Annotated in this window: 20 protein-coding genes and 1 tRNA gene; 13 read left to right on the forward strand and 8 right to left on the reverse strand. The window is 66.0% G+C overall.

The features are described from left to right. Window positions 1–35 precede the first annotated feature (35 nt). The 5 genes from FCN77_RS03970 (at window position 36) to FCN77_RS03990 (ending at window position 4785) form a co-directional block, all read left to right on the forward strand. Window positions 36–2336, forward strand: a complete 2301-nt coding sequence (locus tag FCN77_RS03970) for a carbon starvation CstA family protein (protein WP_137321214.1) — start codon at window positions 36–38, stop codon at window positions 2334–2336. 13 nt (window positions 2337–2349) lie between these two features. Beyond that, complete coding sequence (locus tag FCN77_RS03975) at window positions 2350–2541, forward strand: YbdD/YjiX family protein (RefSeq protein ID WP_137321215.1); 192 nt, start codon at window positions 2350–2352, stop codon at window positions 2539–2541. Between the two features lie 181 nt (window positions 2542–2722). After that, a complete protein-coding gene (locus FCN77_RS03980) occupies window positions 2723–3349 on the forward strand; it encodes a bacterial proteasome activator family protein (protein WP_137321216.1) in 627 nt (208 codons plus the stop codon). 7 nt (window positions 3350–3356) lie between these two features. Next, window positions 3357–3812: a hypothetical protein gene (locus FCN77_RS03985; protein WP_137321217.1), complete on the forward strand. Its 456-nt coding sequence runs from the start codon at window positions 3357–3359 to the stop codon at window positions 3810–3812. 127 nt (window positions 3813–3939) lie between these two features. Next, entirely contained in the window at window positions 3940–4785 is an 846-nt protein-coding gene (locus tag FCN77_RS03990; RefSeq protein WP_137321218.1) for an aldo/keto reductase, read from the forward strand. 64 nt (window positions 4786–4849) lie between these two features. Here the strand turns inward: FCN77_RS03990 and FCN77_RS03995 are convergent, their stop codons facing one another. Next, a complete protein-coding gene (locus tag FCN77_RS03995; protein WP_137324628.1) occupies window positions 4850–5053 on the reverse strand; it encodes a hypothetical protein in 204 nt (67 codons plus the stop codon). A 72-nt stretch (window positions 5054–5125) separates the two neighbouring features. Beyond that, window positions 5126–6112 (reverse strand): hypothetical protein, encoded by a 987-nt coding sequence (locus tag FCN77_RS04000; protein WP_137321219.1) that lies wholly within the window; start codon window positions 6110–6112, stop codon window positions 5126–5128. Between the two features lie 85 nt (window positions 6113–6197). Here FCN77_RS04000 and FCN77_RS04005 point away from each other — a divergent pair, with 85 nt between their 5' ends. Beyond that, window positions 6198–6692: a hypothetical protein gene (locus tag FCN77_RS04005; RefSeq protein WP_137321220.1), complete on the forward strand. Its 495-nt coding sequence runs from the start codon at window positions 6198–6200 to the stop codon at window positions 6690–6692. Between the two features lie 27 nt (window positions 6693–6719). Next, window positions 6720–7127 (forward strand): hypothetical protein, encoded by a 408-nt coding sequence (locus FCN77_RS04010; RefSeq protein ID WP_137321221.1) that lies wholly within the window; start codon window positions 6720–6722, stop codon window positions 7125–7127. Window positions 7128–7206: 79 nt separating this feature from the next. Here the strand turns inward: FCN77_RS04010 and FCN77_RS04015 are convergent. Then, a tRNA-Thr gene (locus FCN77_RS04015) sits at window positions 7207–7279 on the reverse strand. Between the two features lie 271 nt (window positions 7280–7550). On the opposite strand from FCN77_RS04015, the gene FCN77_RS04020 reads away from it, so the two are divergent. After that, window positions 7551–8309 (forward strand): HAD family hydrolase, encoded by a 759-nt coding sequence (locus FCN77_RS04020; RefSeq protein WP_137321222.1) that lies wholly within the window; start codon window positions 7551–7553, stop codon window positions 8307–8309. Window positions 8310–8351: 42 nt separating this feature from the next. Here the strand turns inward: FCN77_RS04020 and FCN77_RS04025 are convergent, their stop codons facing one another. From FCN77_RS04025 to tmk, 3 genes are all read right to left on the reverse strand, one after another. Further along, entirely contained in the window at window positions 8352–9929 is a 1578-nt protein-coding gene (locus FCN77_RS04025; protein ID WP_137321223.1) for an alpha/beta hydrolase, read from the reverse strand. A 91-nt stretch (window positions 9930–10020) separates the two neighbouring features. Further along, window positions 10021–11163, reverse strand: coding sequence for a DNA polymerase III subunit delta' (locus FCN77_RS04030; protein WP_137321224.1), 1143 nt, complete (start codon window positions 11161–11163; stop codon window positions 10021–10023). Continuing rightward, window positions 11160–11840 (reverse strand): dTMP kinase, encoded by a 681-nt coding sequence (gene tmk, locus FCN77_RS04035; protein WP_137321225.1) that lies wholly within the window; start codon window positions 11838–11840, stop codon window positions 11160–11162. The genes FCN77_RS04030 and tmk overlap by 4 nt, the downstream gene beginning before the upstream one ends. An 89-nt stretch (window positions 11841–11929) precedes the next feature. On the opposite strand from tmk, the gene FCN77_RS04040 reads away from it, so the two are divergent. Together FCN77_RS04040 and FCN77_RS04045 are read left to right on the forward strand one after the other, a co-directional pair. Next, window positions 11930–13114: a PLP-dependent aspartate aminotransferase family protein gene (locus FCN77_RS04040; RefSeq protein ID WP_137321226.1), complete on the forward strand. Its 1185-nt coding sequence runs from the start codon at window positions 11930–11932 to the stop codon at window positions 13112–13114. Between the two features lie 9 nt (window positions 13115–13123). After that, the gene (locus tag FCN77_RS04045; RefSeq protein WP_137321227.1) at window positions 13124–13477 is read left to right on the forward strand and encodes a DUF2516 family protein; all 354 of its coding nucleotides are present in this window, start codon (window positions 13124–13126) and stop codon (window positions 13475–13477) included. 26 nt (window positions 13478–13503) lie between these two features. Here the strand turns inward: FCN77_RS04045 and FCN77_RS04050 are convergent, their stop codons facing one another. Further along, window positions 13504–14340, reverse strand: coding sequence for a class I SAM-dependent methyltransferase (locus tag FCN77_RS04050; protein ID WP_175417126.1), 837 nt, complete (start codon window positions 14338–14340; stop codon window positions 13504–13506). Window positions 14341–14441: 101 nt separating this feature from the next. On the opposite strand from FCN77_RS04050, the gene FCN77_RS04055 reads away from it, so the two are divergent. Further along, window positions 14442–15188, forward strand: a complete 747-nt coding sequence (locus FCN77_RS04055; RefSeq protein ID WP_137321228.1) for a phosphoglyceromutase — start codon at window positions 14442–14444, stop codon at window positions 15186–15188. A 73-nt stretch (window positions 15189–15261) separates the two neighbouring features. On the opposite strand, the gene phoU is transcribed toward FCN77_RS04055, so the two are convergent. Continuing rightward, entirely contained in the window at window positions 15262–15924 is a 663-nt protein-coding gene (gene phoU, locus FCN77_RS04060; protein WP_137321229.1) for a phosphate signaling complex protein PhoU, read from the reverse strand. Window positions 15925–16130: 206 nt separating this feature from the next. Between phoU and FCN77_RS04065 the strand changes: the two genes are divergently transcribed. Together FCN77_RS04065 and FCN77_RS04070 are read left to right on the forward strand one after the other, a co-directional pair. Then, window positions 16131–17351, forward strand: coding sequence for a cell wall metabolism sensor histidine kinase WalK (locus FCN77_RS04065; RefSeq protein WP_137324630.1), 1221 nt, complete (start codon window positions 16131–16133; stop codon window positions 17349–17351). Beyond that, window positions 17348–18028, forward strand: a complete 681-nt coding sequence (locus FCN77_RS04070) for a response regulator transcription factor (protein ID WP_137321230.1) — start codon at window positions 17348–17350, stop codon at window positions 18026–18028. The genes FCN77_RS04065 and FCN77_RS04070 overlap by 4 nt, the downstream gene beginning before the upstream one ends. Window positions 18029–18050 lie beyond the last annotated feature (22 nt).

Genomic DNA, 18050 nt, shown 5'->3' on the forward strand with positions numbered 1-18050 from the left:
AGATCTCTGTTCAGCTGGGCTCTCGAGGAGGAGACATGGGCAAAATGCCAGATGGCAAGGCACGGACAGCGCTGGACGGCGACGTGCTGGTACCGGATCCAAAGCTTCCGCCAACGTCGGTGGACAAGGCAGTACTGGAAGCCGAGGAACGCAAGTGGACGCCCACGAAGATCGCGGTCTGGGCGGCCATCGCACTGCTGGGCGGCGTGGCCTGGTTCATGCTCGCCATTGTCCGCGGCGAAACGGTCAACGCGATCTGGTTCGTGTTTGCCTCCGTCTGTACGTACCTGATCGGCTACCGCTTCTACTCCAAGGTGATCGAACGCTACATCACCAGGCCAAACGACCTCCGCGCCACCCCGGCTGAGTACAAGGCGGACGGCAAGGACTACGTGCGTACCGACCGCAACGTCCTGTTCGGCCACCACTTTGCCGCCATCGCGGGCGCAGGACCCCTGGTGGGCCCGGTCATTGCGGCCCAGATGGGCTACCTGCCGGGCACCATCTGGATCATCATCGGCGTCGTGCTGGCAGGCGCCGTGCAGGACTACCTCGTTCTGTTCTTCTCCATGCGCCGCGGCGGCCGCTCGCTGGGCCAGATGGCCCGTGAGGAACTCGGCGTGATCGGCGGCACGGCTGCCCTTGTAGCCACCCTGCTCATCATGGTGATCATCGTCGCCATCCTCGCCCTCGTCGTCGTGAACGCGCTGGGCGAAAGCCCGTGGGGCGTCTTCTCGGTGGGCATGACCATCCCGATTGCCCTCTTTATGGGCGTGTACCTCCGCTTCCTCCGCCCCGGCAAAGTCATGGAAGTCTCGATCATCGGCTTCGTGCTGCTGATGGCCGCCATCATCGGCGGCGGCGCAGTGGCGGGCACCGAGTGGGGCGCGGCGTTCTTCCACTTGGACAAGGTCACCATCGCCTGGGGCCTGATCGTGTACGGCTTCATCGCCGCCATCCTTCCGGTCTGGCTCCTGCTGGCACCCCGCGACTACCTTTCAACCTTCATGAAGATCGGCGTCATCGTCATGCTGGCGCTGGCCATCATCGTGGTCCGCCCTGAAATCACGGTTCCCGCCTTCAGCGAGTTCGCGAGCCGGGAAAACGGTCCGGTGTTCCCGGGGGCGCTGTTCCCGTTCCTCTTCGTCACCATTGCCTGCGGTGCGCTCTCCGGTTTCCATGCCCTGATCTCCTCCGGCACTACGCCGAAGCTGATCGAAAAGGAACGCCAGGTCCGCCTGATCGGCTACGGCGGCATGTTGATGGAATCCTTCGTGGCCATCATGGCCCTCGTCGCGGCAATCTCCATTGACCGCGGCCTGTACTTCGCCATGAATTCCCCGGCCGCCCTGACCGGAGGCACGGTGCAAACCGCCGCTACCTGGGTCAACAGCCTGGGCCTGGCCGGGGTCAACCTCACCCCGGACCTCCTGGCGGAGACGGCCAGGAACGTGGGCGAGCAGAGCATTATCTCCCGTACGGGCGGTGCGCCCACGCTGGCCGTGGGTCTCGCCCACATCATGCAGCAGTTCATCGGCGGCACGGCCATGATGGCGTTCTGGTACCACTTCGCCATCATGTTCGAAGCACTGTTCATCCTGACCGCTGTCGACGCCGGAACCCGCGTGGCCCGCTTCATGCTGCAGGACTCCATCGGCAACCTCATCCCCAAGTTCAAGGAGCACTCCTGGCGGCCGGGAGCGTGGCTCTGCACCGCCGTTATGGTCGCAGCCTGGGGTGCGGTGCTGCTGATGGGCGTCACCGATCCCCTGGGGGGCATCAACACGCTGTTCCCGCTGTTCGGCATTGCCAACCAGCTGCTCGCCGCCATCGCACTGTCCGTCTGCCTGGCGATCGCGGCCAAGAGGAGTTCGTTCAAGTACCTTTGGATCGTGGCCCTGCCGCTTGCTTTCGCGGCCGTGGTGACCATCACCGCCAGCTTCCAGAAGATCTTTTCGCCGGTGCCGGCCGTGGGCTACTTCGCCAACAACGCGGCCTTCTCCAAGGCCCTGGCCGACGGCAAGACGGAGTTCGGCACTGCGAAGACCGTGGCCGCCATGGAGGCCGTGGTGCGCAACACCATGATCCAGGGGTGGCTGTCGGTGATCTTCGTGGTGCTGAGCATCATCGTGATCATCACGGCCTTGATCGCCACCGCGAAGGCGTTCCGTAATTCGGCGGACGGCGTTGCCCATGCCGACCATGAGGACCCGGCGTTGCCGTCCCGGAGCTATGCGCCGGCGGGATTCATTCCCACGGCGGCCGAGCGCGAACTCATGGCCGAATGGGACAAACTTCCGGCCGAGCTGCGGCTCGAAAAGTCGGCGCACCACTGATGCGGCCCCGGTCATGAACGCGATACTCGACGGCTTCCGCGGGTTCGCCCGGTACTTCGGCGGAGTGCTGGGGGCGGATGCGTACACGAAATACCTGGAGCACCATGCCGCCACCGGGCATGAGTCCGCGCCCCTGAGTGAGCGGGAATTCTGGCGGGACCGCACCGACCGCCAGGACAGCAATCCGCAGGGCCGCTGCTGCTGAGCTGCGCTGTCCCTGATCACAGCACTGACGGCGGAGGGCGCCGCCGGATCGTTAGGGTCCGACGGCGTCCTCCGCCTTTTCGGGGGACCGCCAGTCTTTTCGTGGGACGGGACAGCCCCTTCCGGGTCAACTGCGTTCATGGACTGGCGCCGCCGCTGGCGGCTCGTGAGAGTATGAAGCCATGAGCGATCCGAACGACACTCAGCCTGCCGAGGACGACCCGGTAGAGGGCACCACACTTGACGCCGCGGCAGCTCCGGGCCCGGCGTCGAACACTGGAACCGGCAGGCCAAAAGGAAGCAATCTCCAGGACCTGGTGGACGAGCCGGCAAAGGTGATGCGGATCGGCACCATGATCAAGCAGCTGCTGGACGAAGTGAAGTCGGCACCGCTGGATGAAGCTGCCCGCGGTCGCCTGGCAGCGATTCACGAACGCTCCATCAAGGAACTCGAAGACGGGCTGGCGCCGGAACTCGTAGAAGAGCTGGAACGGATCAGCCTTCCGTTTCCGGAAAAAGCCACTCCATCCGACGCGGAACTGCGCATCGCACAGGCCCAGCTGGTCGGCTGGCTGGAAGGGCTGTTCCACGGCATCCAGACCGCCATCGCCGCCCAGCATGCGACCCGCGAGCACACTGCGTCGCAGCTGCAGTTACGGCAGCTGCCGCCGGGGACGGTGATCGCCCCCGGCGTTGTGATTGGCGAGAACGGCGAGCCGCAGCGTGCCCGCGCACCCAGGCCCGACGGGGGCGCCAAGAAAGCCGGCACACCGGATGATCCGGACCACGGTCCAGGCCAGTATCTCTAAGGCTTCCGTGGCATTTTTCGCAGCCGCCCGGCAAGGGCGGAAAGACGACGCCGAGCTCGGCAAGGGCCTGTGGCGACGTGCCCACGACCGTTTCCACCGCGGGCTTGACCGTTACCACCAGGTGCTGGAAGGCGTCGAGGACGATCAGCTCTATGCCGAACTCGTGGAGATCGCGAACGAGCTCGCCGCCCTCTCGGAACGGGTCCGGAACGTTTGCGTCGAAGCGCAGAGGCGCTCACCCAGCGACGGCCTGGACATACCTGGCGCACTGGCCGGCGTCCACCGTTCGCTGTCCAAGGCGGGTAACTCACTGGCCACCACGGCAGAGGCGGCCGCCATGCTGCGGCTCGCCGTCGGGCCGGTGCCCGTAGGGGCTGCCTCGGTCCGGCGCCGCGCGGAGTCCGTATTTGAACAGATCGCCGACGCCGAGCGCCGCCTTGCTGAAACGCCCCAGGATTCGTAGCTGGCCGGGGGAAGCACGGCCAAGCCCTGCCCTGCCGGCTGACCGGGCCGCTATTCCCGGTTAAGCGCCTAGCTTAGCTGGGGGCATGTCGCTGGCCGGGCGGTGCCATCCTTGGCACGATGAACGAATGACTCTTTCTCCTGAACTGACTTTCAATGACGGCAACTCCATCCCGCAGCTGGGGTACGGCGTGTGGCAGGTTGAGGATGACGTGGCGGAAAAGGTTGTAGTCCAGGCCTTCGAGGCTGGCTTCCGCCACATCGACACCGCCAAGATCTACGGCAACGAGGCAGGCGTGGGCCGTGCCATCGAGCGTTCCGGGCTGAACCCCGAGGACATATTCATCACCACCAAGCTGTGGAACGCGGACCAGGGCTTCGAGTCCACGCTGGCGGCCTTCGATGCCTCCATGGACCGGCTTGGCCTGGAAACCCTTGATCTTTACCTGATCCACTGGCAACAGCCGCAGCAGGACAAGTACGTGGACACCTGGAAGGCCCTGATCGAGCTGCAGAAGCGCGGACGGGTCAAGTCCATTGGCGTCTCCAACTTCACCACCGAGGGCCTGCAGCGGATCATCGATGAGACCGGCGTTGTTCCGGCCATCAACCAGGTGGAGCTGCACCCGTTCTTCAACCAGGCGGAACTGCGCGCATTCAATGCATCCAAGGGCATCCTCACGCAGGCGTGGTCCCCGCTGGGCCAGGGCGGGGAACTCCTGGAGCACCCGGTCATCGCCGGGATCGCGGAGAAGCACAACGCCAAGCCGGCGCAGGTGGTCATCGCCTGGCACCTGGCCATCGGCAACGTGGTCATTCCGAAGTCCGTCACCGAGTCCCGGATCCGCGAAAACTACGCGGCCCTGGACGTCACCCTGGACGAGGCGGATTTTGAGGCCATCAACGGGCTGGACCGGACCGCTGAGGGTGCCGGCCGCATCGGCCCTGACCCGGCCGTCTCCGACTTCGCCTAGGCCCGCAGAGCGACCCGGGCCGGAGGCCCTGCACTCACGGAGTGCGGGGCCTCCTGCGTTCTCTTTAGGCCGCTAGCCGGCCCCGCTGAGCGGGCACGGCGTCGACGACGGCCCAGCCCTGTTCATCGGAAACATTGCGGCTGGCGAACCGTTCCGCCTCGGCCAGGGTGTCGAACACCTCTGACCGGACCAGGCCGCAGTCGGTATCAAAGTAGGTGACGTGGAATTCCCGGCGCCCAGTGGCGTCGCTGCCGAGGTTTCCCCGCATGGTTGCTTGGCTGTCGCTGAGGTTCGTGTCCATGAATCCAGTGTGCAGCCGGGGTCTGACAGTAATGGCCACTCAATCCGGCGTGTTGCGAAGCCGGAGCACCCTTTCCCTGGCGAGCACCTCCGCCCGCTGGCCTTTTTCCGCGGCGCGGGCAGCCAGTTGCATCCGGGCACCGGCGGCATCCCGCCGCTTCCGGGCCTGTTCGAACTCCACGTCAACAACCTTCAGACGTTCGCGGAGGCTGCGTGCTTCGTCCCCCAGGCTGGCCATGTCTTCCTCCGCTGCTTCGAATTCTTTCCTGCGGTGTTGGGCCTCTTCTGTTGCCGCCAGCGCGGCTTCTGCCGCTTCGGCCAGCCGTGCGGCTGCACGCTCCACGGCCGACGGCGTGGGAGCCGGCCGCTCCGTCCTGACGGCCTTTAGCCGCGGCTTTTCAGCGGAGCCTGCGGCCGGCGCACCGTTAGCGGGAGTGCCGGCCTTGGCCGCATCCCCTTTTGACCCGTGCGCTTCCGTGTCATCCAGCGGCGGCACGGCAGGCAGGGTAAGCACGGACGGGACGGCCACGGCGTCGCTGAGGTCCACGCGGTCTACGCCGTCGGCTGAAAGTACCCGAAGCAGCCTGCCGCTCCGCACGGCAGCGGCCGCGCCCTCGTCCACGGTGGCTGCCCGCAAAGTCTGTTCCACTTCGGCGGCCACCGTGGCGCTGAGCCGGCGGCCCTGCAGTTCGGCCACGCTGCGCGCTGAATCCATGACGGTGTTCAGCAGCTGCCGCCGTTCCTGCGCCAGCGTGCGCAGCGCCGGGGCGTCGAGGTCCTCCTGGGCGCCCCGCATCCGTGTTCCCAGCTCTGCTAGCTGCCCGAGCGGGTCCGGACGGTGTACCGCGAGCATGTTGACGGCCCAGGCCGCCACGGAGGGCTTGGGCAGGGCGCGGACGGCATCAGCGAGATCACGCCGGCTGTCCGCCGCAGCAGTCTTCGCCGCCGCTGCCCTGGCCGCTACGAAGTTTTCGAGCGGCAGCCTATAGAGCCCGGAGGCAATACCCACCAATTGTTGCTCTCCCATGCGAGCATCATAGGGTTCGGTGGAGGTGCCAGCACGTAAGCACATTAATCCACCGGGGTATCAACGTCGTAGTAGAGGAACTCGAATGATCGAAATTGCCGGCCTGCCTGCCCATATCCTGCTCATCCATGGCGTCGTCGTCCTCGCTCCGCTGGCGGGGATCGCTGCCATCGTCTACGGCGCGTGGCGTGCCGCGCGGCAATACCTGGCGTGGCCGCTGGGTGTGCTGTCCCTTGGCCTGGTCCCGCTGACACTGGTTACCGCACAGGCTGGCGAACAGTTGGCGGAAACCCGCCCGGCATCGCAGCTACTCCACGAGCACATTGAACAGGGCGACCTGTTGAAGTATCTCGCCGTGGCCTTCTTTGTGGTCATGGCAATGTCGCTGGCTGTCGCCTATGAACCGTTTGCCCGGCGGCTGGGCGCGACCGGACGGCTGGGCTTCATAGGGCACCTGCGGACCAACCGTGCATTGCGGTTCACTCTGCTGGCGGCCGGAGCAGTCGCTGGCGCGTTGTTGATTTACCAGAGCATCATCACCGGCCACTCCGGTGCTGCTTCGGTGTGGGCGGGCCGGTAAGCAGAGGCCAGCGGATAGGATCACCGGGTGACGAACTCACCGGGTGGCGAACGCTACGTCGTCCGCCGGTGGTGGAGGGGCCGGGCGCTGCCTTGGGCAGGGCTGGTCGGCGCCTCCATCATCCTGACAGGCATTTCTATGGAGCGGACAATGCTGTTCGCTTATGGGCCGGTCCCGGAGTTTGTGGAGCGTTTGCGTGTCGGCCGGCTGTTCATGCTTGGCGGGTCGGCTGCGTCCATTGCGGCGGCGGCCTGGTCCCAGATCCGGCAGTATCCGCTGTGGGTGACGCTCTGCGTTGCCGCGCCGGTGGCGCTGGTGGGCATGGCCACGATGATTGCATCGCCACCATCCCTGATCCCGCAGGTCCTTGGTCTGTTCGCACTGCCGGCCGCCCTGGCGGGGCTCATCGGAGGGGTGACATCCAAGGGCCCGTAAACGGAGTACAGCGCCCGTATCAATCCAGTAAAAAACCCCGCGTCACCGCCGAACCAGCGACAACACGGGGTTCTTCCCGAGCTTCCTATCAGAATCGAACTGATGACCTTTTCATTACGAGTGAAACGCTCTACCGACTGAGCTAAGGAAGCACCGCATGATAAGTCCCGGAAGAACCGGGCGGATCATGCAAGAGACAACTGTAATAGAGTCCCTTGCCCGGGTCAAAATGAGCGAATCATGAGTCCCTAAAATTGCCTGCCCGCCCGAATCCCCAACGGTCCGAGCGCGCCGCGGCGGACGTTGTCTGGATGTTCACCCTGCGGCCGAAGCGGGTTCAGGCAGGCGTTCCGGCTGGCCCCCACGCTGGAGCTAACAACCGCGGCCGCTTCTTCGGCCATTTGTCAGCAAAGGGGCTAGGCCATGACTCCGGACTCAGCGGGCGTATCCGCAGCAGAACGCGCACCGGCGGTAGTGCACCGGACGCAGCAGCCCGCCGCCCGGGACGTCCGGCTCGCCGTACTGGCCATGGTGGGCACTACTGTGTTCGACGGCGGCCTCATGGAGAGTGCCATGGCGCGCACGCTGGCTGACCAGGGGGTCGCGGCGGGCTCGGAACAGTTCGAACGCATGCTCCGCTACGCCCGGGACACTTCAGGGACGTCAAAACTGGCTGTCTTCCGTCACCTGTTCGCGGAACCGGCACGCGCCTCCGCCGCGAACAGCTTCTTCGAGCGAAGCTGCGATGAACTCATCGCCGACGGCGTCATCCAGGCAGTTCCGGGAGCGGAGGACGCAATCGGCTGGCTGCGGGACGCCGGCATCAAAATCTGCCTTGCCACCGGTTTCGGGCGCCACACCCAGAACATGGTGCTGGAAAGCCTCGGCTGGATGGGGCTTGCCGACCTCAGCCTCTGTCCTGCCGACGCAGGACGCGGACGGCCTTATCCGGACATGATCCTGACCGCCGTCCTGGCCCTTGACCTCGACGACGTCCGTGAGGTCGCCGTCGTGGGCGACAGCTGCGCAGACATCGAGTCAGGACTTCGTGCCGGTGCCACCACGGTGGCCGGGGTGCTCACCGGAGCCCACGGGGAGCCGGCACTTCGCGCAGCCGGCGCCACCGCCGTAGTGCAGTCCATCCGTGACCTGCCGGTGCTGCTCGAACCGCGCTCCGCGTAGCACGTTACGTCAGGCCGCTACCGGTTCCGTCAGGCCGCGGACCTAGCACTTTGTATTGTCAGCCGGCGCCTGGCCGCTCAGGAGGTAGCCGTCCACGGCGTCGGAGACGCAGCTGTTCGACCGGCCATAGGCGGTGTGGCCCTGGCCCTTCCACGTCACCAATGAGGCGTTGCCAAGCTGCTTGCGAAGGGCGCCGGCCCATTCCACCGGCGTGGCCGGGTCGCCGGTGGTCCCCACCACCACGATGGGCGCCGAGCCGGAGTACTCCGCGGGTGCGGGTGTGCGGATGCTCTTGTAGGGCCAGTCCTCGCAGTTGGCGCCGCCGTAGGCGAAGAAGTAGCCCAGCGTGGGGGACTCCTGCCGCAGCCGCTGCTCATCGGCCCGCATGGTGGCCGTGTCGGTGACCATCGGGTAGTCCAGGCAGTTGACGGCATTGAAGGCGAAAGCGGAGTTGGACGTGTATTTGCCGCTCGGATCCCGGTCTGCGCCGAAGTCGGCGAGCCGCAGCATCGGTGACGGGTCGCCCTTCATCGCCGCGTCCAGTGCCTGGGTCAGCAATGGCCAGTTGTCGTCGTTGTACAGCGGGAGAATCAGCCCGCTGACGAAGGTCGAGCCAGTGACCAGCCTGCCGTCCTGGGCCCGCTGCGGGTTGGCGTCCACGGCCTCGACGACGTCGCGGATCTGCTGGACGCCGCTGTCAACGTTCCCGCTCAGGGGGCAGCCCTTGTCGCCGAGGCACTTCTCCACGTAGGCGCGGACGGCCTTCTCGAACGCCCGGGCCTGTCCGCTGGTGAGCTCCTCATTGCTGAGGGAAGGATCCAGTGCGCCGTCAAGCACCATTCGGCCGACGTTGTCCGGGAAAAGCGATGCGTAGGTGGATCCCAGGAACGTGCCGTAGGAGTACCCGAGGTAGTTCAGCTTCTTGTCATTGACCACGGCGCGCAGGATGTCCAGGTCCTTGGCCGCGCTGACCGTGTCCACGTGGGCCAGGACCGGGCCGGTTTTTTCGGCGCACTTTGCCGCCGTAGCCTTGTTGTCCGCAACGGCGGCCGCCAGGCCGGCATCCGAGCTGAGGTCGTAATTCTTTGCCCGGGACTCGTCCCGTTCCTGGTCCGTGAGGCACGTTACGGGGGCTGACCGCTTCACCCCGCGGGGGTCGAAGCCCACCAGGTCATAGCTGGAGCGGACCTCACTGGAAACGTTCGTCGCGCCGGCATCCTTGACGAAGTCGTAGCCGGATCCGCCCGGGCCGCCGGGGTTAACCAGCAGGCTGCCGGTCTTCTTTCCTGCAGCAGGCATCTTGAGCGCCGCGATCTCGATGCTGTCGCCGGCAGGCTTGCTGTAATCCAGCGGGACCTTGACCTTGGCGCACTGGAACTTGCCCTCGCAGGGAGTCCAGGAAACCTGCTGGGAGTAGAAGTCACGCAGTTCGGCCGGAGCGGCTTCGGCGATGGCGGGGTCAGCCTTGCCGGTGTCGTTGCCGGCGTTTGATCCGCCGTTGGGGCTGCCGAACAGCGTGCAGCCTGTCAGCGCGAGCAGCACTGCCAGGGAGCCAGCAGCTGCCTTGGCCGCGGTCGCTCCGGACCGAAACCGTAGGGGCAGACGTCGGGCAGGCTTCATGCAGGGCTCCTTGAGGGACTTGGCGTGGGCTTGGACGGGGAATATTCGGCGGAGAATATGCGGCGACGGGAGGGGACCGGACGGAACGGCATCAGATCAGGCTCGCGGCCATGGATTCAATGGCCAGCAGCGGAGCAACGTTCGTGGTGGTGATCCGCTGGCGGGCCTTGTTGATGGCATCCATCCGGGCGAGCGTGGCCTCGGCGCCGGAGCGGCCGGCGAACTCCTCCAGCTCGTTCCTGAGTTCAACGTTTACCAGTTCCACGGCGTTCCCCATCTGGATGATCAGGACGTCCCTGTAGAAGGAGAGCAGGTCAGTGAGCGTCCGGTCCAGGGAATCGGTGATGGAGCGTTTGGCGCGCCGCTTCTGGTCATCCTCGAGCTGCTTGACCTGGCTCCGCATGGCAGGCGGCAGTGTGCCGCTCTCCGGGGCGCCGAGCGTTGCCAGCAGGGCAGCCTTTTCCTCGGCGTCGCGCACTTCGTTGGAACTGTTGGCTTCTTCCGTGGCGATCTTCACCAGCTTTTCGGCCATGAGCACCGCCGCGGTGATGCCCCGCAGCCCCAGCGGAAACCGGACCGTCTCGAGCCGGCGTTCGCGGGCATCCGCGTCCCGGGCCAGCCGGCGTGCAATGCCCACGTGGCTCTGTGCAGCGCGGGCTGCGCGTTCAGCGAGGGCCGGGTCGACGCCGTCGCGCCTCACCAGCAGCGCAGCCACATCGGCGGCCGGCGGCAGCCGCAGCGCCACGGCGCGGCAGCGGGAGCGGATGGTGACCAGTACGTCCGCCGGCGAAGGGGCGCAGAGCATCCACACGGTGCGGGGCGTGGGCTCTTCGATGGCCTTGAGCAGTACGTTCGTGGTCCGTTCCGCCATCCGGTCGGCGTCCTCGACCACGATGATCCGCCACCGTCCGGAGGACGGCCGGTTCCCGGCGGTCGAAACGAGGTCGCGCGCCTCATCGATGGTGATGGTGACCTTTTCGGTGCGGACAAAAACGACGTCCGAATGGGTTTCCCCCAGGATGGTCAGGCAGGCAGGGCACTCGCCGCAGCCGCGTTGGCTGACGTCCTCCTGGTCACAGTTAAGGGCGGCGGCGAAGGCCTTCGCGGCGTTGGACCGGCCGGAACCGGGCGGGCCAGTGAACAGCCAGGCGTGGGTCAGGGCCTCGCCCCGGGCGGCCTGGCGGAGCTGGGCGACGACGGCGGGCTGGCCCTGCAGGTCATCCCAGACGGTCACAGGGCAACCCCGTGCCGGGAAACTTGCCGGAAACTTTGCCGTGACCGGATCAGGGCGTCCACCCGCGCCAGGATCAGGGCAGTCAGCTCCGTGACCGGCAAATGGGCCGGCAGCACCAGATAGCGGTCCGGCCGGTCCGCGGCCAGGTCCAGGAACGCCGTGCGGATCTTTGCGTGGAACTCGTCGGCTTCTGATTCCAGCCGGTCTTCCGCGGCGTCGCCCGCCGTGCGGCGGAGGCGGCCTTCCGCCGGGTCGACGTCGAGCAGTACCGTCAGGTCCGGCTGCAGTCCTCCCGTGGCCCATTCGTTCAACTCCCGCACCGCCACGGTGCCGAGTTCCCGTCCGGCGCCCTGGTAGGCCACTGAGGAATCGATGTAGCGGTCCGTCAGGACGATGTCGCCGCGTTCCAGGGCAGGCAGGATCACCTGGTCCCCATGTGCCGCGCGGGACGCGGCAAAAATCAGGGCTTCGGTGCGGGCGTCGATGTGGCCGTGGCCGTGGTCCAGCACCAGGGAGCGCAGCTTTTCGCCGATCGGGGTGCCGCCCGGTTCCCGGGTCCGCAGCACTGCAAAGCCGCGCGACTCAAGGGCCCCTGCCAGCGCTGCGGCCTGCGTGGACTTGCCTGCGCCGTCCCCGCCTTCGAAGGCGATGAACAGTCCGGGGTTCTGGGTAGTCACAAGACCAGCCTACCGACAATCACGGACAGCTTAGGTGCCGGAGCGTAACGCCTTTCATGCGCTGGAGGCCGCCCCCGTACTCTTTGACCATGAGTCTTTCCGAACAGCAAGTTGCCGCGCTGTCGGCTGAAACGGTGGTTGTGGCCGCCGGCCGCCCGCCCCGCAAACGCGATGAACCGGTCAACCAGCCCATCGTGCTGTCCTCCACTTATTTCGGAACCGGGCCGCTCGCCGACGGTGACCGCGGCTATGGGCGTTACTCCAACCCCACCTGGGATCCGCTCGAAGAAGCCTTGGGCCAACTGGAGGGTGCTTCGCTCCCCGGCCTGCTGTACGCCTCCGGGCTCGCCGCGGTGAGCTCGGCACTGTCGCTCATCCCGGCCGGCGGAGTGCTGGTCATGCCCTCGCACAGCTATGCCGGCTCCCTGGTGATGGCCACCGAACTCGCGGACAAGGGGCTGTTCGAACTCCGCACCGTGGACATCGAGGACACGGACGCCGTAAAGGCGTTGCTGGCTCCGGCCGACGGCAAGGCGGCCAGCATGCTGTGGCTGGAGAGCCCCACCAACCCGATGCTGGGGATCGCGGACATCCGTGCCCTGACCGCTGCCGCCCGCGAGGCCGGCGCGATGGTTGTCACCGACAACACCTTTTCCACCCCGCTGGTCCAGCAGCCGCTGAGCCTGGGCTCCGACGTCGTCCTGCATTCGGTCACCAAGTACCTCGCCGGGCACTCCGACGTCGTCCTCGGAGCGCTCGTGACGTCGGACGCCGCGATCCGCTCAACGCTGCTGCACCACCGCATCATCCACGGCGGCATTGCCGGACCGTTCGAAGCGTGGCTGGCCCTGCGGGGACTGCGGACGCTTGCGCTGCGGATCGAACGTTCCCAGGCGTCGGCAGCCGTGCTCGCAGAGCGGCTGAGCGGGCACCCGCGTATTGAGGGCATCCGGTTCCCGGGGCTGGCCTCGGATCCCGGCCACGAACGCGCCAAGTCACAGATGAAGAGCTTCGGTTCCGTACTGTGCGTGCAGATCGCCCCGGCCGGCGGCCTCAGCCGCGCTGACACCGCGGACAAGCTGGTCCGTGCGCTGCGGCTGTGGCTTCCCGCCACCTCTTTGGGCGGGGTTGAATCACTGATTGAACGACGACGCCGCCACGCGGCTGAGCCGGTCAGCGTGCCGGACAACCTGGTCCGCCTGAGCGTGGGAATTGAGAATGTCGAAGACCTTTGGGCGGATTTGGAGCAGGCACTGGAGGCTCTGGACGGCTAGGCTGGGGACGTGGACGGAAAAGTGTTGATTTACTACGTAGAGACCGGGGTCTGGTTCGTACTGGCGCTCGTGGCGTTTGGTCTTGAAGTGTGGGCATTCTTTGATTGCCTTCGCCACAAGGCCAACGCCTTTGAAGCTGTTTCCAAGCGGACCAAGATGTTTTGGCTGGCACTGACCGGCGGCGCCCTGGCCATTGGCGCACTGTCCCTCTATGCCGGCGGGGGTGGCAGTTTCGGCACGCTTGGCCTGTTCGGGCTTGCGGCCGTAACCGCAGCCTCGGTCTACCTTGCGGACGTCCGTCCCGCCGTGAAGGATGCCGGCCGTGGCGGCAGCCGCAACAGGGGCCCCTACGGCCCCTGGTAATACGCCCTTGGCAGCCGGATAACGCGTTAGGCGGAGGGCGCTACGGCGTCCCAGCCGACAGTTAATTCCCCCAGCCGCCAACGGGACGGGCCGTCCGCAAGGGGCCAGCCGCCGTCGAGCATTGACCGGCACATGGCCGTCCACCGTTGCCTGTTACCAAACGCGGCAAGCGGCGCCGCGTCCAGCCAGGCCTTGTCCAGTGCCTGCAGGAAGCCGTGGATTTTTTCGCCGGGAACGTTCCGGTGGATGAGGGCCTTCGGCAGCCGTTCGGCAATCTCCGAGGGCAGCGCGAAGCCGCCGAAACGCATGGAAATGCTCAGGCTGAGCGGCCCGCCGGAGTCGATCGCCACCCACGTCACGCGCCGGCCGATCTCGTCGCAGGTGCCGTCGATAAACAGCCCGTCCGGGCTTAGCCGGCCCCGCACCAGGCGCCAGATAGCCTCCACGTCCGCTTCCTCATACTGGCGCAGCACGTTGAACGCACGGACAATCACCGGCTGGCCCGGCACCGGAATCTCGAATCCGCCCACATGGAAGCTCAGCCCTTTCCGTTCCAGTGGCTTGGCTGCGCGGACCCGCCCGGGTTCGATCTCTATCCCGGCAACCCGGACATCCGAGCGCACGGCGGACAAACGTTCAAAGAGCTCGACGGCGGTCGCGGGAGAGGCGCCATAGCCGAGGTCGATGACCAACGGGTCGTCTGCACGGCGCAGCCGCCACGCCTGCGGCCCGGTCAGCCACCGGTCAAGGCGCCGCATCCGGTTGGGGTTGGTGGTGCCGCGCGTCACGTTGCCTACGGGCTTGCCGCCTTTGACTCCGCCCCGGGCCGGCGCGGCGGTTACCCGTTCAGCTTTCTGCACCACCGGACCAGCTTAACCGGCCGCCCGCGCGGGTCAGGCACCGGGCGTTGCCACCTGATGTAACGCTCGGCAGTGCCGCCGCCTGCTCGGCTAGGATGAAAACCATGACTTACAAGCTGATTCTGCTGCGCCACGGCCACAGCGAATGGAACGCCAAGAACCTGTTCACCGGCTGGGTGGATGTCGACCTCAACGACCAGGGTCGCGAGGAAGCAGCTCGCGGTGGTGAGCTTCTGGTTGAGAACAACGTTCTCCCGGACGTCCTCTACACCTCGCTCCTGAAGCGGGCCATCAACACGGCCAACATCTCCCTGGACAAGGCCGACCGCGGCTGGATCCCGGTCAAGCGCGACTGGCGCCTGAACGAACGCCACTACGGTGCCCTGCAGGGCAAGGACAAGGCCCAGACCCTGGCCGAGTACGGTGAAGAGCAGTTCATGGAATGGCGCCGCTCCTACGACACCCCGCCGCCGCCCCTCGACGACAGCAGCGAGTTCTCCCAGGCGCATGATCCCCGCTACGCGGACCTGGGCGACGCCCTTCCGCGCACCGAATGCCTGAAGGATGTCCTTGTGCGCCTGATGCCGTACTGGGAATCGGACATCAAGGAAGACCTGAAGGCCGGCAAGACCGTCCTGGTCACCGCCCACGGCAACTCGCTGCGCGCCCTCGTCAAGCACCTTGACGGCATCAGCGACGAAGCCATCGCTGGCCTGAACATCCCCACCGGCATCCCGCTGGTATACGACCTGGACGAGGACTTCAAGCCCGTCAAGCCCGGCGGCACCTACCTCGACCCGGAGGCCGCTGCAGAAGCCATCCTCGCGGTGGCCAACCAGGGCAAGAAATAATAGAACGACGCCGGCCGGTCACCTTGGTGGTGACCGGCCGGCGTCGTTTATTGGCCTTATTAGCCTTGTTGGTTCAGCCGATTTCGGTGCTGTTCGGGTGCCAGGCGCCCGTGACGAGGTACGTGACCTTCTGCGCGACGGACACGCCGTGATCGGCGAATCGTTCGAAGTAGCGGCTGGCCAGGGCAACATCCACCGTAGTGGCCGGGGACTCGCTCCAGTCACTGCGGGCGATTGCCTTGAACACGCTCAGGTGGAGGTCGTTCACCGTGGCGTTGGCCTTCATGATGTCCCGGGCAACTTCCAGGTCGCGCGTCTCCAGCAGTTCGGTGAGCTTGTTCGCGATCAGCATGTCCTGTTCGGCGAACCTCTTGAACGTTTCTTCGAGCTGGGCAGGGATCACATTGGTCGGGAAGCGGAGCCGGGCGAGCTGGGCGATGTGCCGGGCGAGGTCGCCCATGCGCTCCAGGGACGCGCTCATCCGCAGCGATCCTACAATCATGCGCAGGTCGCTGGCCACCGGGCCCTGCAGGGCCAGGATGTCGATGGCCCGCTCGTCGAGGCTGTTCTGCAGGAAATCGATCCTTGCGTCAGCGGCAATGACATCCTGGGCGAGATCGACGTCCGCGCCTTCGAAAGCAGTCGTGGCTTTTTCAATGGCCTCGCTTACCAGCTTTGAAATCTCGACGAGCTGTTCGCCCACCTGGGTGAGCTCCTCCTGAAAAACCTTGCGCACTACGCGTCCTTTCCTTGGAAATGCTGCCCGCACCGCGGCGGCAGGCAGATTTCGTGTCACCGCTCCTGCAGTCCAACTGATAACTCTGTCAGTGGCTGGTGAACTGTTACGCACCTCTAGATGAACGTTAGCTGAACCGCTGGCGGAATCGCATCAGATTCGCCATTCGGGTCCAGGGCAGAGCATAAGCTGGAGCCGTGGATCCTATGCTCATCGGTGTCATCGCAGGCTTGGTTGGTCTGTCATTCGGCATCTTTGGCGTGCTCGCCTTCAGGGTCAGTGAACAGCAGCGCAAGCTGGTGGACGTCGAGTTCGACGAGCCGGTGCTGCCGGCCGGCGCCGCGGAGGTGCTCGCCGTCGTCGGCCGGGCCTTTGTGGTGGTGGATGCCATCGACGGCGTGGTGAGGGCGAGTCCGGCGGCGTATGCCTTTGGCCTGGTCCGCGGCCACACGGTGGTGCACGAACAGCTCCTGGACATGACGGCGAGGGTCCGGCGGGACGGCGTCATCCTCGAGAAGCAGTTCGAACTGCCACGCGGTCCGCTGGGGCAGGGGACAATCGTTGTCCAGGTCCGGGCAGCCATGCTCGGTGAAGAATACATCCTCCTGCTGGCCGACGACCGGACCGAGATCACACGCACCGAAGAGATCCGCAACGACTTCGTTGCCAACGTCTCGCACGAGCTCAAGACGCCGGTAGGCGCAATTTCCCTCCTGGCGGAGGCCCTCGAATCTTCGGCGGACGACGAAGTGGCCGTCCGCCGCTTCGCCAAACGCATGGAGAAGGAGTCGGCCCGGCTGGCGGCGCTCGTGCAGGACATCATCGAGCTGTCCAGGCTGCAGGGCGCAAACGTCGCCCAACAAGGGCATCCCGTGGACATTAACACGGTGATCACCGACGCAGTGGACCGCTCGCAGTTGCCCGCTGAAAGCAAAAACATCAGCATCGTGATCGGCGGCCATGTGGACGCCATGGTCTACGGAGACCAGGACCTGCTGGTCACGGCGCTGCGGAACCTGATCGACAACGCCATCCGCTACTCACCGGAGAATACCCGGGTGGGGATCGGGGTGCGTGCCAAGGCGGGCCTGATCTCGATCTCAGTCACCGACCAGGGGGACGGCCTGAGCCCGGAGGACCAGGAACGGGTGTTCGAACGCTTCTACCGGGTGGACGCCGCGAGGTCGCGGCAGACCGGCGGCACCGGGCTGGGCCTGAGCATCGTGAAACACGTCATCTCGAACCACGGCGGGGAAGTGACACTGTGGTCGCAGCCCGGCCAGGGGTCGACCTTCACCATCAGGCTTCCAGAGATGGAGGGGCAGGACGACGGCGACACCCCCGCGGAGCGGAAGCCTGCGGCCCGCACCAACGCACCACACAGACAGGACGCCGCCGGCGTCCACGAGCAAGGAGCCAGCGCTTGAGCAGGATTCTCATAGTCGAGGACGAGGAGTCGTTCAGCGACCCCCTGTCCTACCTTCTGGGCAAGGAAGGGTTCGAGGTGGAAGTCGTGGACAACGGCTTGGACGCCATCACCGAGTTCGACCGGAACGGCGCCGACCTGGTGCTGCTGGACCTGCAGCTGCCCGGCCAGTCCGGAACTGAAGTGTGTCGGCAGCTGCGCCAGCGGTCCATGGTCCCCGTGATCATGCTGACCGCCAAGGACGCCGAAATCGATAAAGTAGTGGGTCTTGAACTCGGCGCCGACGACTATGTCACCAAACCGTATTCGTCCCGGGAGCTCGTTGCCCGCGTCCGGGCCGTCCTTCGCCGCCAGGGAGAGCCGGAGGAGCTGATTGCGAACACCGTCCAGGCCGGCCCGGTGCGGATGGACGTGGAACGCCACGTGGTGAGCGTCGATGGCGAGCACGTGTCGCTGCCCCTGAAGGAATTCGAGTTGTTGGAGATGCTGCTGCGCAATTCAGGCAGGGTGCTGACCCGCGGCCAGCTGATCGACCGTGTCTGGGGATCCGACTACGTCGGCGACACGAAGACCCTCGACGTCCACGTCAAGAGGCTGCGCAGCAAGATCGAGCCGGACCCGTCCGCGCCGCGTTACCTCGTGACTGTCCGCGGCCTGGGCTACAAGTTCGAGCCGTAACCGCCGGCCCTAGCCAACCCCG

Source organism: Arthrobacter sp. 24S4-2 (assembly GCF_005280255.1).
Lineage (GTDB): Bacteria > Actinomycetota > Actinomycetes > Actinomycetales > Micrococcaceae > Arthrobacter.